General features: G+C 63.4%; 14 protein-coding genes. 7 read left to right on the forward strand and 7 right to left on the reverse strand.

Annotation, left to right across the window (positions count from 1 at the left end):
* Positions 1 to 19 precede the first annotated feature (19 nt).
* From MHEC_RS08145 to MHEC_RS08170, 6 genes are all read left to right on the forward strand, one after another.
* Positions 20 to 823 (forward strand): SDR family NAD(P)-dependent oxidoreductase, encoded by an 804-nt coding sequence (locus MHEC_RS08145; protein ID WP_048893304.1) that lies wholly within the window; start codon positions 20 to 22, stop codon positions 821 to 823.
* Positions 824 to 972: 149 nt separating this feature from the next.
* On the forward strand, positions 973 to 2,088 hold the full coding sequence (locus tag MHEC_RS08150) for an aromatic ring-hydroxylating oxygenase subunit alpha (protein ID WP_048893305.1): 1,116 nt from the start codon (positions 973 to 975) through the stop codon (positions 2,086 to 2,088).
* Positions 2,088 to 3,674: an AMP-binding protein gene (locus tag MHEC_RS08155; protein WP_048893306.1), complete on the forward strand. Its 1,587-nt coding sequence runs from the start codon at positions 2,088 to 2,090 to the stop codon at positions 3,672 to 3,674. Before MHEC_RS08150 ends, MHEC_RS08155 begins: the two co-directional genes overlap by 1 nt.
* A 22-nt stretch (positions 3,675 to 3,696) precedes the next feature.
* Positions 3,697 to 4,125, forward strand: coding sequence for a nuclear transport factor 2 family protein (locus tag MHEC_RS08160; protein WP_048893307.1), 429 nt, complete (start codon positions 3,697 to 3,699; stop codon positions 4,123 to 4,125).
* Entirely contained in the window at positions 4,125 to 4,649 is a 525-nt protein-coding gene (locus MHEC_RS08165; RefSeq protein ID WP_048893308.1) for an FAS1-like dehydratase domain-containing protein, read from the forward strand. The genes MHEC_RS08160 and MHEC_RS08165 overlap by 1 nt, the downstream gene beginning before the upstream one ends.
* 9 nt (positions 4,650 to 4,658) lie before the next feature.
* On the forward strand, positions 4,659 to 5,096 hold the full coding sequence (locus MHEC_RS08170; RefSeq protein WP_048893309.1) for a MaoC/PaaZ C-terminal domain-containing protein: 438 nt from the start codon (positions 4,659 to 4,661) through the stop codon (positions 5,094 to 5,096).
* A gap of 137 nt (positions 5,097 to 5,233) precedes the next feature.
* Here the strand turns inward: MHEC_RS08170 and MHEC_RS08175 are convergent, their stop codons facing one another.
* The 6 genes from MHEC_RS08175 to MHEC_RS08200 all read right to left on the reverse strand — a co-directional run bounded on the left by MHEC_RS08175 (position 5,234) and on the right by MHEC_RS08200 (position 11,331).
* Positions 5,234 to 5,401 (reverse strand): DUF5631 domain-containing protein, encoded by a 168-nt coding sequence (locus tag MHEC_RS08175; protein ID WP_264016375.1) that lies wholly within the window; start codon positions 5,399 to 5,401, stop codon positions 5,234 to 5,236.
* The gene (locus MHEC_RS24990) at positions 5,389 to 5,517 is read right to left on the reverse strand and encodes a DUF5631 domain-containing protein (protein ID WP_172442100.1); all 129 of its coding nucleotides are present in this window, start codon (positions 5,515 to 5,517) and stop codon (positions 5,389 to 5,391) included. Before MHEC_RS24990 ends, MHEC_RS08175 begins: the two co-directional genes overlap by 13 nt.
* A 132-nt stretch (positions 5,518 to 5,649) precedes the next feature.
* A complete protein-coding gene (locus MHEC_RS24700) occupies positions 5,650 to 7,458 on the reverse strand; it encodes an IS1634 family transposase (RefSeq protein ID WP_414018105.1) in 1,809 nt (602 codons plus the stop codon).
* A 506-nt stretch (positions 7,459 to 7,964) separates the two neighbouring features.
* Positions 7,965 to 8,378 carry a hypothetical protein gene (locus MHEC_RS08190; RefSeq protein ID WP_142358633.1) on the reverse strand — a complete coding sequence of 138 codons (414 nt, stop codon included), beginning with the start codon at positions 8,376 to 8,378 and terminating at the stop codon, positions 7,965 to 7,967.
* Positions 8,379 to 8,906: 528 nt separating this feature from the next.
* Positions 8,907 to 9,509 (reverse strand): alpha/beta hydrolase, encoded by a 603-nt coding sequence (locus MHEC_RS24095; protein WP_053094032.1) that lies wholly within the window; start codon positions 9,507 to 9,509, stop codon positions 8,907 to 8,909.
* A gap of 352 nt (positions 9,510 to 9,861) precedes the next feature.
* Positions 9,862 to 11,331, reverse strand: coding sequence for an aldehyde dehydrogenase (locus MHEC_RS08200; RefSeq protein WP_048892782.1), 1,470 nt, complete (start codon positions 11,329 to 11,331; stop codon positions 9,862 to 9,864).
* A gap of 131 nt (positions 11,332 to 11,462) precedes the next feature.
* Here MHEC_RS08200 and MHEC_RS08205 point away from each other — a divergent pair, with 131 nt between their 5' ends.
* The gene (locus MHEC_RS08205; RefSeq protein WP_275999372.1) at positions 11,463 to 12,578 is read left to right on the forward strand and encodes a lipocalin-like domain-containing protein; all 1,116 of its coding nucleotides are present in this window, start codon (positions 11,463 to 11,465) and stop codon (positions 12,576 to 12,578) included.
* Here MHEC_RS08205 and MHEC_RS08210 read toward each other — a convergent pair.
* Positions 12,575 to 13,711 carry an aromatic ring-hydroxylating oxygenase subunit alpha gene (locus MHEC_RS08210; protein WP_048892755.1) on the reverse strand — a complete coding sequence of 379 codons (1,137 nt, stop codon included), beginning with the start codon at positions 13,709 to 13,711 and terminating at the stop codon, positions 12,575 to 12,577. The two genes, MHEC_RS08205 and MHEC_RS08210, sit on opposite strands and share 4 nt — an antisense overlap.
* Between the last annotated feature and the right edge of the window lie 35 nt (positions 13,712 to 13,746).

The following is a 13,746-nucleotide window of genomic DNA, read 5'->3' on the forward strand; positions in this document are numbered from 1 at the left end:
GTCAGCTAGAGGAGCAACGATGGATTTGGGGTTTGCCGGCTCGAAAGCCGTTGTCACAGGCGGGAGCAAGGGGATGGGTCTGGCAGTGGCCGAGACCCTTGCCGCGGAGGGTGCCTGCGTCGCCGTGATGGCCAGGAACCAACCTGCACTGGATGCCGCGGTGGAATCCTTGAAGGCGGCAGGGGCGCCCGACGCGCTGGGTATCAGCGTGGATATGTCCGATGCCAAGTCCATCGCCGCCGGGTTTGCGGTGGTCGCAGAGCGCTGGGGCGAACTCAACAGCTTGGTCCACACGATCGGTCCGGGGGACGGTTATTTCGAGGAGATGACCGACTCGGATTGGGATGCGGCCTTCACCCTCGGCACGATGTCAGGGGTGCGGTCGATTCGGGCCGCCCTGCCGCTGCTGCGAGCCGCCGAATGGGGTCGGATCGTGACCTTCTCGGCGCACTCGATCCAACGGCAGAATCCGCGCATCGTCGCCTACACCGCCTCGAAAGCGGCTCTTGCCAGCGTCACCAAGAACTTGTCGAAAAGCCTGGCCAAAGACGGCATCCTGGTGAACTGCGTATGCCCGGGAACCATCGTCACGGCAAGCTTCACCGAGGTCCTCAAAGATGTCCTCGCCGCCGACGGACTCGACGCTGAAAATCCCTACGACGTGATGAGATGGATCGACAGCAATTTCCATCAGCCGTGCGATCTCGGCCGTGCCGGTCTGCCCGAGGAAGTCGCGTCCCTCACCGCCTATCTGGCCTCACGGCGCAATGGGTACGTCACGGGTGCGACGGTGAATGTCGACGGCGGGTCGGACTTTGTCTGATCCGGTGCCCGGCACCGAACCGCTATGCCGGCGGGGGTGGCTGCCGGTGACTTGACGTTGAATTCCTAAAATAGTAAAAATAAGCGTAAGTCCGCTGTGGATCAACGAGATGCACGCCCGCCGCTGGGCCGCGGGGAAACGGAGAGATAGTGACGAAGACGGTTTCAGATCCGAGCATCGATCCGTCCGACCGAGAGTTCGGGCCAAGTGGCATCGCACTGTCGAAGTACCGGTTTCCGACCGGATGGTTCATCGTGGGCTTCGCCTCAGATCTGGGTGCCGGTGACGTCAAGCGGGTGCATTACTTCGGTGAGGAACTGGTGCTGTTCCGCACCGAAAGCGGCCGGCTGCACGTGCTGGACGCCTACTGTCAGCACCTTGGTGCCAACTTGGGCGTCGGCGGCACGGTCGACGGCGAAAATATTGTCTGCCCCTGGCACGGCTGGCACTGGCGCGGCGATGGCACCAACGCGCTCATCCCATACAGCAAAATCGGTTGCAAGCAGAACGTCCGGATCCGCACCTATCCGAGCACCGAGTGGTACGGCTTCATCCTGGTGTGGCACGAGCGCCACGGTCGGCCGCCTTATTGGCAGCCGCCGGTGCTGCCCGAACTGGAGACCGGCGAGTACTACCCGTTACATCCGCACAGCCGGATGCTCAACCGGGTCAAGGTGCATGCGCAGATGATCATCGAAAACGCCGCCGATCCCTACCACGTCCAGTACGTACACAAGGCCGCCAACCCTGCCACCACCGCGTCGTTCGAGGTTTCCGGTTATCACCTGCACGCCACGGTCAACGCGAACTTCGGTGGCGGCCGCGAGCGCACCTGGTTGACCCCGAACGGGCCGGTGGACGCCAAGATCATCTACGACAACTACTCACTTGGGCTGGGCATTGTCCGGTTCCCCAGCGAGCTGGTGGCCACCATCCAGGTCACCGGGCAGACACCGGTCGACGAGGACTACACCGACTACTTCTACACCCAGGCGTCTGTTCGGGAACCGGGTGACACCGGTGACGTGCCCACCGGGCGCGCCGCGCGATTCTTGGCGCTGCAACAAGAGGTGGTCAAACAGGACTTCTTCACCTGGGAAAACATGAAGTACCTGGAGAAACCGAACCTGGCTCCCGAGGAAGCCCGCGATTACGCGGCCCTTCGCCGCTGGGCACACCGCTTCTACCCAGGCGAACAGCCGTCGCCCAACGATTTTGGATACACGCCCGACGGCCAGCCGGACCCGGCGGGCGCGCAAGCCTGATGCGCGGTGTCGGTCCGGCTGATTTCGGGGTAGACCGCTTCAGTGTTGCGGCGGTACTTGATCGCCGCGCCCGGCAGTATCCGGACCGGGTGATGATGTCCATCGCCGGTACGCCGGTGACTTTCGAGCAGATGCGACAGCGGTCTTGCGCGGCAGCGAGTGTTTTGAGCGACCTGGGTGTCAGCCGCGGCGATGGTGTGGCGTTGTATTGCGCGACCTGCCCGGAATGGGTCTACTTTTGGTTGGGTGCCGCGCGGATCGGCGCGGTGACTGCTGCCGTGAACGCCGCGAGCAAGGGTGACTTCTTGCTGCATGCGCTGCGGCTGTCGCAGGCGAAGGTGATCATCACCGATCCCGGGCATCGGCCACGCATTGACGACGTGGCCGCCCAGCTGGATACGTTGCGCCACGTCGTGGAGAAAGGGGATTCGCTTGATCACCAGCTGACCCGGGCAGCCGCTCGTCCGGTCCCCGACACTCCGGTAGATATCGGGGATGTGGGATCGCTGTTTTTCACATCGGGCACGACAGGGCCGTCGAAAGCGGTCGCCACCACCTGGCATTACCTGTTCACCGTGGCCGCCAACGCGGCCGCCGCGTGGGAGTTTGCTCCTGGCGAGGTGCTCTGGACCGCGATGCCTCTCTTTCATATCACCGCGGCACCAACGGTGCTAGCGCCCATGCTGGTCGGCGGGACGACGGTGCTGGCGGGCGCGTTTCATCCCGGCGAGGTTTGCGATGAGATACGCGCTTGCGGCGCAGCGGGATTCGTGGGTGCTGGCGCAATGGTCTCGATGCTGTGGAACCAGCCTGTCGATCCCCGCGATGCCAGGTTGCCGCTGCGCTTCATCTCGGCCGCGCCCATCGATGCCGGAATCTACCGCGACATCGAGAAGCGTTTCCAGTGCCGAATCGTCACTATGTATGGCCTGACGGAGGCCTTCCCGATCACCGTCAAAGGCATCGCTGAGGAAGGCGTTCCCGGAACGTCGGGTCGGCCCAGCCCGAGTTTCGACGTCCGCATCATCGACGCCGACGGGAACCCGCTGCCGCCGGGAAAGGCGGGCGAAATCGCTTGCCGTGCCAAGTACCCGCATGTGATGAGTGAAGGCTACGTCGTGCCCGACACAGACGAATCAGGCCTGCGAATCGAGCGGCACCCGCGGTGGTTCCGAACCGGGGACCTTGGAATGCTCGACGGCGAAGGCAATCTGACTTATCTTGACCGGATCAAAGATTCGCTGCGCAGGCGGGGCGAGAATATCTCCTCGGTCGAAGTGGAGAGCATCGTCATGCGCCACCCGGCTGTGGTCGAGGCGGCAATAGTCGGTGTGCCAAGTGAATTGGGCGAGGACGACATCCTGCTGTTTGTCACGGTGCGTCCCGAGGCCACGCTGGACTGCGCCGAGCTGCTCGACTTCTGCGCTGACCGGATGCCGTACTTCTGTGTACCGCGATATGTCGAGATCGTGAACGATCTGCCAAAAACCGTCATCGGCCGGGTGCGCAAGGATATTCTTCGCGCCCGAGGTGTCGGTCCGCGGGCATGGGACCGGGAAAGCCACGGGTACATCGTCAGTCGTTGACCTGAGATTAAAGAGAGCCATTATGACCATGACGTATCAGCAGGAATACCTGCTCAACGCCGCGACGGGGCGTGCGGCGATCCTGGATCTCACTGCCAGGCACAACCGGTTTTACTCCGAGGGCGACCGCGACCGGTGGATTGCGACGTTTCGCCATTCCGGTGCCACCTTTACCCGTGACGGTGAAGTATTCACCGATCTGCGCGCCGCGTTCGACGGCGACGGTAAACAGCGACTGGTCACCGTCGACCACGAGATCAGCGTCGACGGTATCAACGCGACCCAGCATTGCGTAGCCATGCTTTTCAGCATCGACAGGGTCGGCGTCACCACGCTGAGGGCCACCGGAGTTTATCGAGACCAGCTGATCTATGAGCGCGGTGGCTGGTATTTCAAATCCCGCGAGCTGCATTGGGATTCATCGCCCAGTCGGCATCCGCTCATGATGTGATGGATGTCCGCAACAAACTGGCCTTTGGCAGCTACCAGGATGCGCTGCGGATGGTCGGAGAGGCCACCGAGCCGCGAACCGCGGGCACGGTGGTTAGCGCCGCGCGCATCCAGATGTTCGCTGCGTTGATTCGCGACGGCAATCCGTCATACTGGGACGCCGAATTCGCCGCGAAGACCTGGGGAGGTCTACTGGCACCACCCGCCCTGCTGATGGGGTGGCTGATACCACCACCGTGGCTGCCGACCGGTGAACCGCGGCGGGTGTCGATCGCCCTGCGGGTGCCGTTGCCCGGCACGACATTTGTCAACGCCGCGAACGAGGCCGAGTTCCCGTTGCCGATCGTTGAAGGGGACCGGCTCACCGTCGTCGAAGAGGTGGTGTCGGTGTCACCGGAAAAGCGGACTCGCCTGGGCGTCGGCCACTTCGTCGAGACGCTCGAGACATATAGCCGCCAGGACGGCGCCGTAGTGGCAACCAACCGAAACACCTTGTTCCGCTTCACTCCTGAAGCAATCAGGTAAAGGGGCCGCATGACGGTGGACTGGCAAAAGCTCAGCGTTCCTGTTGATCTGCCGCAACTGGTCGACGACATCGACTACCAACGGGTGGTGATGAACGCGGGAGCGACGTGGGACTACTTTCCCGGCCACTTCGACCCCGGTTATGCTCAAAGTCAAGGTCACCCAACTATCTTCGTCAACACCATGCATCTGGCCGGCTTCGCCGACCGTGTCGCGACTGACTGGGCCGGACCGCATTGCCGGGTGGTGCGACGCAAGATGACGCTGGCCGGCTCCATTTACGCCGGCGACACCCTGGTGGCGCGCGGACGCACGGTCGCCAAGCGGTGCGACACGTCCGTCGACCCGCCCCGCTATCTCGTCGACCTGCGGATTGACCTGACCAACCAGCGCGGCGAGCTGTGCTGCCCGGTCGAGCTCACCCTGGAGCTACCCGCTGCGCAGTGAGGCGGCATCGGCATGTTCCGTGGCGTTGTGCTCGGTTCCTGCCGGGGGGTGTGGGCGCTCAACGAAAGGCCAGGACAAAGTTGTTGTCGGCCGCGGCGATCATCGCGGGATACCTGTCGCCATCGTGGTATTAGACGCTAAAAACCACGCCAATGGTAATTGGCGGCGGTTTTGTCGCCGAGAACCAGGGCGTTGATGGCGGCCAGCAGCTGCCAATTGCCAACTTCGTGGAGTTCGACTTCCTCCTCGTAGCTCTTTAGGACACGGTCGGCGGTTTTGCTGAGCTCCTGGCTCAGCACGTCGATTTCGGAGTCGAGCCCCCGGTGTGGCGGAAGGCGGCTTTAGTCAGCGTGTGCGCGATTCGGGGCAGCCCGTCGCGCCAGTGGGTGGCCTGACCAAGTTCCCAACCAAACTCGTCGATTTCGGGGGCGCGCCACGGTCTCGGCTAGGTTGGCACCGGTTCGTCTTCGTCTGGGATTTGGTGTATCGGGGTGCAGCTGGCGGTGACGGTGACTTCACCTAGCCCGAAGTTGCGGCGGTTTGTCGGTCGGATTTACTGATTGAGCTGGTGTTTTGTTGATTTGTCGGGTCGGTTGTTCTGGCTACGCCACTTGGAGGGGATGGGGGTCTTGATGAGTTCGAAGGCGCGGCGCTGTTCGGGGGTGGATTCGGCCAGGGTGGGCACGGTGGTGTTGGTGCCGTGGTAGCGAATGTCGTTGCGGGTCAGGGTCGCCAGGTGGGTGAGCAGGCCGCGGAAGCTGCGCAGCGCGGTGCCGTCGGGGGCGTGGCGGGTGGCGGCTTTGGTTTGGGCAGCTTGGGAGCGTTGGGCCGGTGCGACGGGGTTGGCGCGTAGGGGTGGGTGTTCGTCGGTGAAGGTCAGCGGCGCCCAGGCCTGGCGCAGGTGCCAGGTCACATAGCAGGCCAGCATGCAGATCAACACGTGGGCTTTGACCCGTTCGGTGAGCCGGTGGCGGATGGGTCGTAGGTCGAGGTCGTCGGTTTTGATGCTGCGGAAGTCGCGTTCGACGTGGGCCAAGTTCTTGTAGCCGACGACCACGCCTGGGGCGTTGAGGTCGGTGGCGGGCACGCTGGTGCGTAGCACGTAGATGCCATCGAGGGCGGTTTCGGTGTCGATGCCGGCCTGGTTGCGGTGGTAGGTGAGGCTGGTGTCGGTGATGGTGCGCTCAAAGTGCTTGCCCATCTTGTATTTATCGATGATTTTGCCGACGGCTTCCCCGATGCGGCCGGCTCCGGTCAGCCGGCCGGCAGCCACCCGTTCGGCGATGGCGCCCAGGTCGATCTCGGTGGCGGCCAGCAGGGCGGCGCGTTTGCGGGCGCGTTGGGCGGCCAGGGCGGGGTTGCGGCAGGCGATGAGCCGTTCGCCGGGATAGTCGGGGTGGGTGATTTCGGCGAGGTCCTGGGTATCGAACAAGCTCATCTGCAGCGGCCCGTCATCGGCGGCCAGCACGGCGATCTGGGGGGCGCGCAGCGCGGTGAGCCATCCGAAACCAGTTGCGGTGTCTGGGTTGTCATTGAGTTCACGGATTGCGTCGATACGCGCGGAGGTGATCATGCCGCGATCACCGACCAGCACCAACCGATCAAGCCCGAATTGGGTGCGCACCACCTCGACGATGTCGGTGAAGGCGACCGGGTCGGCGGTGTTACCGGCAAACACCCGCACCGCCACCGGGCGGCCGGCTGGATCGGTGAGGATGCCGTATTCGATTTGCGGTAGCCCTTTTTTACCGTCCCTCGAATACCCGCGCGAGGCCAGCTCGCAACACCGTCCGGTCATCCAGGCACTGGTCAGATCAAACAACGCCATCCGCGAGGGATTAGCCTGTGGCCCTAAGTGTTTGGCAGCCAGCTTCTTTTCGATCGTGTCTTGCCGGTCGGCCAGCCAGTCCATCGCAGCGTAGATCTCGTCGGTGGATGCGGTGGCCACATCCAGATCGACCCCCACGGTGGAATCGGCCCACGAGGCCAGCGTGGACAGCTTGGAGGCCGGTTGGATCACCCGGGAGATGATCAGCGCGAACACCAGATCCCTCGACCGGCACGCCGGCCCCAACAACGCCGGAAACCCCAACTGGCGGGCCATCGCAGCTACCGCCGCCACATCCCCATGCGGCAGTGACCGGGTGATCGTGAACTCAGACCCGGCCGGCACCAGCACCTGGCCCTTGAGCGTGCCCTCAACCGCGGCGATCACGTCGGCGGGCAGCTTGGACAGGTTCGCCAGCGTCTCGTGGCGGACTTTCTTGCCGTCTCGATAGGTGCGGCGCACCAGGACCGACTCATAGCGGCGAACGTTGCCCGCCTTGTCCACATACTTGCTCGGTGTTCGGGCTACGTGCATCCGCGCTGGCTTCGCCACCACTCAATGGTAATAGATCAACTCAAGCATATTGTGAATCGACACACGATATTCACTGGCTACATTATCAATCCGCAAACCGACAGAATCTGAGCTCAGCCGTAGATTCCGTCTACCTCACTTGCCGCAACTTCGGCCTAGCAACGCTTCCAGGTCGCCACGGCGCCGCGCGGGTGACGAGCGGCCAACGCGACGTCGAGCGGAAGGCCCTCATCCCCACACGACTGTCGCTGATATGGGACTGAACTGGGTTTCCAGGTGGTCGGTCGTCAGGACGCTCGCGCTCATCGCCGTGAGAAACGTTGCTTTGGGCCCCACTAGCGACGAAGCGGCGATCGCAGTACCACATCCACCCAGGCATCCCACACCACGAGGAAGGGGTGGCTACGGCTTACAACGCGAAATCGTTGACCGCGCTCAAGCATCCGAACCATAGCGGCTCTTGGTAATTCAGGGTTGATTTCGACCCGAAAACAACTTTGGAACCATCATTTTAGCTGATCAGCGGGTATTGGCTCGGGTACGGTGTTTTCTTTTGTCGTCATGTCGCGGCACTCGCCGTAGATGGTTACCGACCCACCGAAGTTCTGGACCGGCGAGTATGCATCAAACACCGCGGTGACGCCCTGCTTGCTGACGGCGGGGGCATGCGTGTGGAAGTCGCCCGGATCGGTCCAGCCCTGTTGTTTAAGCACTGCCAGCATCCGCTGGATCTCGGCCCGCGACTCCTCGAGCGTCGGGGCGTGGTCGTAGGCTATACCGACTACTCCCCGGAAAGGCGCCACGGCCTGGTCATTGCAGGATTCACGGCTGAAGTGCGCTGAGACGCCCTTGAGGCCAAGAATCCTGACGATGTCGCGGGCCGCGTTCACGACCTGCGCTCGCGATTCTTCTGGAGTCATCGGATGAGCCACTCCCGCACTGAAATTCCTCACCATGCTGCAGGAAGCGCAACGGCCAGTACCGTCGCGGCGGCACAGACGATAGCCGAACGCCAGCTAGCCGTGCCGATCCGTTTCAAAGCCTCGACGAATTTGGTCAATGAGCGTGACCGCCTGTTCCTGGTCGAATAGTTTCCGGGTCGATGTCATCGGGAAGCCAGTACGCGCCGCGGTGCGGTGCAGTCATATGGTCGTGCTCAAGCGCGTCACCGTGACCGGACATGATGTCCCCCATGCTGAATAACGACTCGCTTCCAGGGGTGAAGTATGAGCTGTGGTCCTTCCACGGCCACGTCGCGCCCGGGACTTCGGCCTTAAACCGGGTCGAGCCGTAACCTTCCACGGAAGGGTCGTTACCGAGCCCGATCGTGACCCCGGTCCCCGGCACATGTTCCTGGACGCCGCCGAGATGGGTGACCGGATCAGACGACGCCGCGCCCACATACACATGGCCGCCTTGCGGCAGGTGAAAGTCGTTGGCGCTGTGGGCTAAGTCAGTTCCGGGGGGCCGACGAGCACCACGTCATTGGCACGCATTCCCGAGCTGGCCGCAGCGTCAGCCACCGTCGTCGAGCCGTAGGAATGGCCGATCACGGTCACGTGTGAGGTGCCCTGGTGGGTTACCGCTAAAGCATTGACGTCAGTGGCCAGCAGGCTACCTCCCGCTCGCGCCAAGGAGGTTTGTCCCACCTGGAGATCGGTCAGGCTGTCCGGAGCGTGATATCCCATCCAGACCAGGACCGAATCTGTCCTGCTGGGGTCAGCGTGGCGTGCCTCGTTGTAGAGGTTCCGGCCGTCCGTATGGCTTAAATAGCCATCGCGGACGCTGCTGCCGGTTCCCGGAACCAGCACCGTTGTGTTGTCGGCTTTATCGGGGTTGCCGATGGCGATGGCCTCTCGGCCACGTCCTTCGAACGCCTCGGGGTCATACGTTTGCAAGAACACAGGGTTCTTGGTGCCATCGGGATTGGTGCCGTCGATCGTGAGTCCCTTCTGCGTCTGTATCGCATTGTTGTAGCGGGTGATCGCCGTCCGTGTCTTCTCGCCGTCAACGCTCCCATTAGCCAGCGCGCGTTGCTGGCAGTTTGCCACACCGGCGGTATCGATACTGTCTGGACGACGGTTAGGACCTGCTCAATACGCGCGCTTTGGACAAGTCCGAATTCGGAGCGGGAAACGCCGTTGACGGAAGCTTTGACCAGACTGACATGCGCTAGGGCGGCGTCACGTTGAGCTTGGGGAGCCGGCGGTTGATGCCGCGTGCGGCCGCGCCGTGACACTCTGCCGGTCGCAAGTGTGGTCGTCTGATGTGGAGCAAAACATCCCGGCTCCCTGCGTGAGGTTGTGGTCAGGCTAATCACGCAAGTGGCCACTTTCAATTCGGTGCGCAGCCCACGCGGTGCAATGGCCGCGCCGAGAGTTGCGGTGACTCGAATGCACTCCATCAACCAGGCAGCGGCGGCAGCGCGCCGTTGCTGACCACCGCCTGCAGCTCGACGTATTCGCTCAGCCCCTCCGGGCCGAACTCGCGGCCGATCCCGGACTGCTTGAAACCGCCGAACGGGATCCCGATGTCGAGCATGTACATGTTGATGCCGTATGTACCGGTGCGCACGCCGGCCGCGATCTCGAGGCCATGCGCGACGTCGGCGGTCCACACCGACCCGGCCAGCCCATAGTCGCTGTCGTTGGCGATGCGGACAGCGTCCTGCTCGTCCTTATAGGTGAGCACGGTCAAGACCGGGCCGAAGATCTCTTCGCGCGCGATGCGCATGTCGTTGCTGGCATCGGTGAACAGGGTCGGGCGTACATACCAGCCGCGGTCAATCGGCGGATCGCCGCCGCCGAGCACCATGCGGGCGCCTTCGGCCACCCCGCGGCGGATATAGTCCTGCACCCGACGTTGTTGGCGTTGAGCGACCAAGGGTCCGACGTCGGTTGCCTCGTCGGCAGGATCGCCGACACGCAAGCCCGCCATCATGTCGGCGAGCGCGTCGACGACCTCGTCGTGACGGCGCTCGCTGACCAGGATGCGCGTCTGGGCCACACACGCCTGCCCGTTGTTCATCAGGCTGGCCGTCTTTAACCCGGTGACCGTCGTGTCGATGTCGGCGTCGTCGAGAATGATCGCCGCCGACTTGCCGCCCAGCTCCAGGCTTACCCGCTTGAGCTTCTCGCCGCAGATTGCGGCGATACGGCGCCCGGTGGCGCTGGACCCGGTGAAGGCGATCTTGTCCACGCCGGGATGGCCCACCAGGCACTCCCCGACGTCGCGGCCCCCCGGCAGGATCGACACCACACCCTCCGGTAGGTCGACCTTTTCCAGCATTTCGGCCAACCACAATGCGTCCAAGGGTGTTTCGGGTGCCGGTTTGACGACCACGGTGCAGCCGGCGATCAGCGCCGGGATCAGTTTCGGCATGATGAGGAACTGGGGCACATTCCACGGCACGATCGCACCCACCACGCCGACCGGCGCCTTGCGCAGGTGTACCTCACCGAGCACGCCCTGCCGCCGCTCCTCCCATGAGAACTCCCGGCCGGTGGCCAGGGCCAGCTGCATCATGTGGGCCGCACCGGCCGCCTGGCCCATGCGGGAGAAACTGCGCGGTGACCCCATTTCCGCGGTGATCAGGTCGGCCATCTCGTCAATGTGGCCGGCGTAGATTGCGGCCAGTTTCTCGACCTTTTCCATACGTTCCTGCGGCGTTAGCCGGGGCCACGGCCCGTCGTCAAAGGCCCGTCGCGCGGCGGTAACCGCAGCATCGACGTCCTCGGGGCCGGCTTCCGGGCACTCGCCGACCGGCTGTTCGGAATGCGGCGAGACCACCGTGAGTCGACGGCCTGTGGCGGGTTTTCGCCAGCGTCCTGCGATGAACAGTTCGTCATACCACCGGTGGCCGGGATCGGTCATCGGCACCACCTCGAGTAAGGATTCGGCTAATGATGCTAATATAGTAAAAAAGCGAGGCCGATGTGAGCGACCGACTACAGGTGGACACCGAGTGGTGCCGCTATCCCTTTCAGCTGGTGCCCGACGACGACATGCTGCGGTTCCCGGCGGCTGAAGGCCAACACCCGGATCAGGAGTCGGATACCTGGTTCATTGCCGGGGAGCTTACCGGCACATCCGGTCGGCCTTTCGCGTTCTTGACCATCTTCAACAAGAATCGCCCAGGTGGGTCCGTGGTCGCCGATTTCTACACGATGGCGCTATTTGATTGCGACACAGGGGTATACGGCACATATACCGACTACGATATGCCACCGGCCAACCTTAAGCGGCCAGGTCCGCCCAAGCTGGCCGCGGCCACAGGGCATCTCGACCTCAGCTACGATTGTGGGATCGGGACAGCGGTGTGGACGACCTGCCGCGGCAGCGACGGTCAGCTGCTGCCCTACACCTACCGGGTGAACCTGGTTGGCATCGACCAAGCGAGTCAGCCGATGCAGCTCGAGCTCGACGTGACACCGACACGTGGCCCGGTGCCCGTCGGTGCATCGCAATACCACGGCAAGATCGCCTGCTTCGGGCAGCCCGACACCTATTCCTATTTCCAAGCCAGGATGGCGATGACGGGGACATTGCGTTGGGGCGAGCTGCACGAGCAAGTCAGCGGCGACGCCGGGCATGTGGATCGGCAGTGGTTTCCCAAATACGCCGGTGGCGGCGGCACCGGGGGAGACCCGCGGGCGCGGTCACACGAATGGCGCACCATCAACCTGGACAACGGTATCGATCTGAGCATCTGGCGGCAGTTCGACCGTACGAACAACAATGCACTGCAACCGTTCTCCGGTGTCACGGTCAGCTATCCAGACTCGCCCCCGGACTGCTTCGAGGACGTTGAGGTTACCGTCGACACCTATGTGCGATGGCCGGATTCGGTTCGCCCGCTGATCCCGCCGCTGTCGGCGGTCCGCTACATGCCCGATCGCCACCGGCTTAGCTGCGCTGCACTGCAATTGGATCTCACCGGCGAGCCATTGGTGGCCGCCCCGGCACATGCGCTGCCGATCGAATACATGGAGGGTCCCTATCACTATCAAGGAACTCTGCGCGGAGAAGCCGTGAGCGGCTTCGGGTTCTACGAACGCTCGTTGGCGCTGTACCGCGAGTGGGAGCTCAACGACGTGTGGGCGCACGGCCAGCCGGACTAACCGGCCAGGGCGTGGTCCCAGCTGCGGTGGCGGTGCTGCAGCCCCGGCTCGTTGCGGCCGAACAACAAACGGTCGTGGGCGCCTGACTCCAGGTTGGCTTGCAGCTTCGCGGCCAGCCGGTAGTCCTCGTCGCGCACCGTGGCGTGGGCATAGTCGAAGACGGCTCGGGCGCCGGTGGCCACCGATTCGTCGGACAAATCCAACGGTGTCGAGTTCTGATGCACCGTAACGGATCTGCCCGGCCTGTCGCCCGGATAGATCCGGAACAGCTCGCCGTTGGCGATTGTCACCGACAGCACGATGTTCGGGAACAGGGCGTAGATGACCACCATGTTGTGGAACGGGTCCCACTGAGATTCGGGAATGTTCTCCAATTCCAGGATGGAATTGAGCGGGAAGATCAGCCGGTGATGAGCGCCGAATTCGTCGAAGACCGTGCAGTTGCTCCTGGCGATTTTGGCGAACGTCTCTCGGTGCACCGTGGCGAAATGATAATTCTCCGAAAAGGTATCGACCGCCAGTTTCCAGTTGATGGGGGAGTCCAGCACCTTCTCACCCAGCGGGGACCACCGTCCGATACCCCACGACTCGAGCTCCTCCGCCAACGACCCCAGGTGCCCGGCGACATCCAGCGTCGCGCCGGGATCCAATGCGATCCAGAGGAACCCGGCGAACTCGGCGGCCGGCAGCTCGGTCAGGCCGTCTGACTTTACGGCGACCCCTGGGAAGCCTTCACGACCGGGAACGCCGACCAGACGTCCGGTGTTGTCGTATGTCCACGCGTGGTATGGGCAACTGAACCGTTTCGCGGTGCCGCATCCACTTACCACCTGCGCCTGGCGGTGCAGACAGACGTTGTTGAACGCCTTGACCGTTCCACCCGACGTCCTGGTCAGCAGGATCGACCTTCCCATCACGGTCTTCGTGCAGTAGCTGCCCGGCTCAGGCAGCTCCGAGACGTAGCCGACCAGCTGGGGGCTGGTCATCAGCATTGCCCTGTCGCGTTCGTGCCGCTCGACCGAGGTGTAGTCGCGCGCGTCGACGGTATGCTCGGCGGGCGCCAGGTCGGTCGTCTTGTCGCGCGCGAGCTTTAACGCGCGGCGCGTCAAGTCGATAAGCTGATCGCGGTCCATGCCCCCAGTACAGACCTTGGCACGGTTGTAGGGTC

This window comes from Mycobacterium heckeshornense (assembly GCF_016592155.1).
Classification (GTDB): domain Bacteria; phylum Actinomycetota; class Actinomycetes; order Mycobacteriales; family Mycobacteriaceae; genus Mycobacterium; species Mycobacterium heckeshornense.

Bases quoted from the DNA above. Each gene is read 5' to 3' on its own strand.
- MHEC_RS08145 (WP_048893304.1), top strand. From the start codon at position 20: ATGGATTTGGGGTTTGCCGGCTCGAAAGCCGTTGTCACAGGCGGGAGC.
- MHEC_RS08155 (WP_048893306.1), top strand. From the start codon at position 2,088: ATGCGCGGTGTCGGTCCGGCTGATTTCGGGGTAGACCGCTTCAGTGTT.
- MHEC_RS08160 (WP_048893307.1), top strand. From the start codon at position 3,697: ATGACCATGACGTATCAGCAGGAATACCTGCTCAACGCCGCGACGGGG.
- MHEC_RS08165 (WP_048893308.1), top strand. From the start codon at position 4,125: ATGGATGTCCGCAACAAACTGGCCTTTGGCAGCTACCAGGATGCGCTG.
- MHEC_RS08170 (WP_048893309.1), top strand. From the start codon at position 4,659: ATGACGGTGGACTGGCAAAAGCTCAGCGTTCCTGTTGATCTGCCGCAA.
- MHEC_RS24700 (WP_414018105.1), bottom strand. From the start codon at position 7,458: ATGCACGTAGCCCGAACACCGAGCAAGTATGTGGACAAGGCGGGCAAC.
- MHEC_RS08190 (WP_142358633.1), bottom strand. From the start codon at position 8,378: ATGACTCCAGAAGAATCGCGAGCGCAGGTCGTGAACGCGGCCCGCGAC.
- MHEC_RS08200 (WP_048892782.1), bottom strand. From the start codon at position 11,331: ATGACCGATCCCGGCCACCGGTGGTATGACGAACTGTTCATCGCAGGA.
- MHEC_RS08205 (WP_275999372.1), top strand. From the start codon at position 11,463: ATGCTGCGGTTCCCGGCGGCTGAAGGCCAACACCCGGATCAGGAGTCG.
- MHEC_RS08210 (WP_048892755.1), bottom strand. From the start codon at position 13,711: ATGGACCGCGATCAGCTTATCGACTTGACGCGCCGCGCGTTAAAGCTC.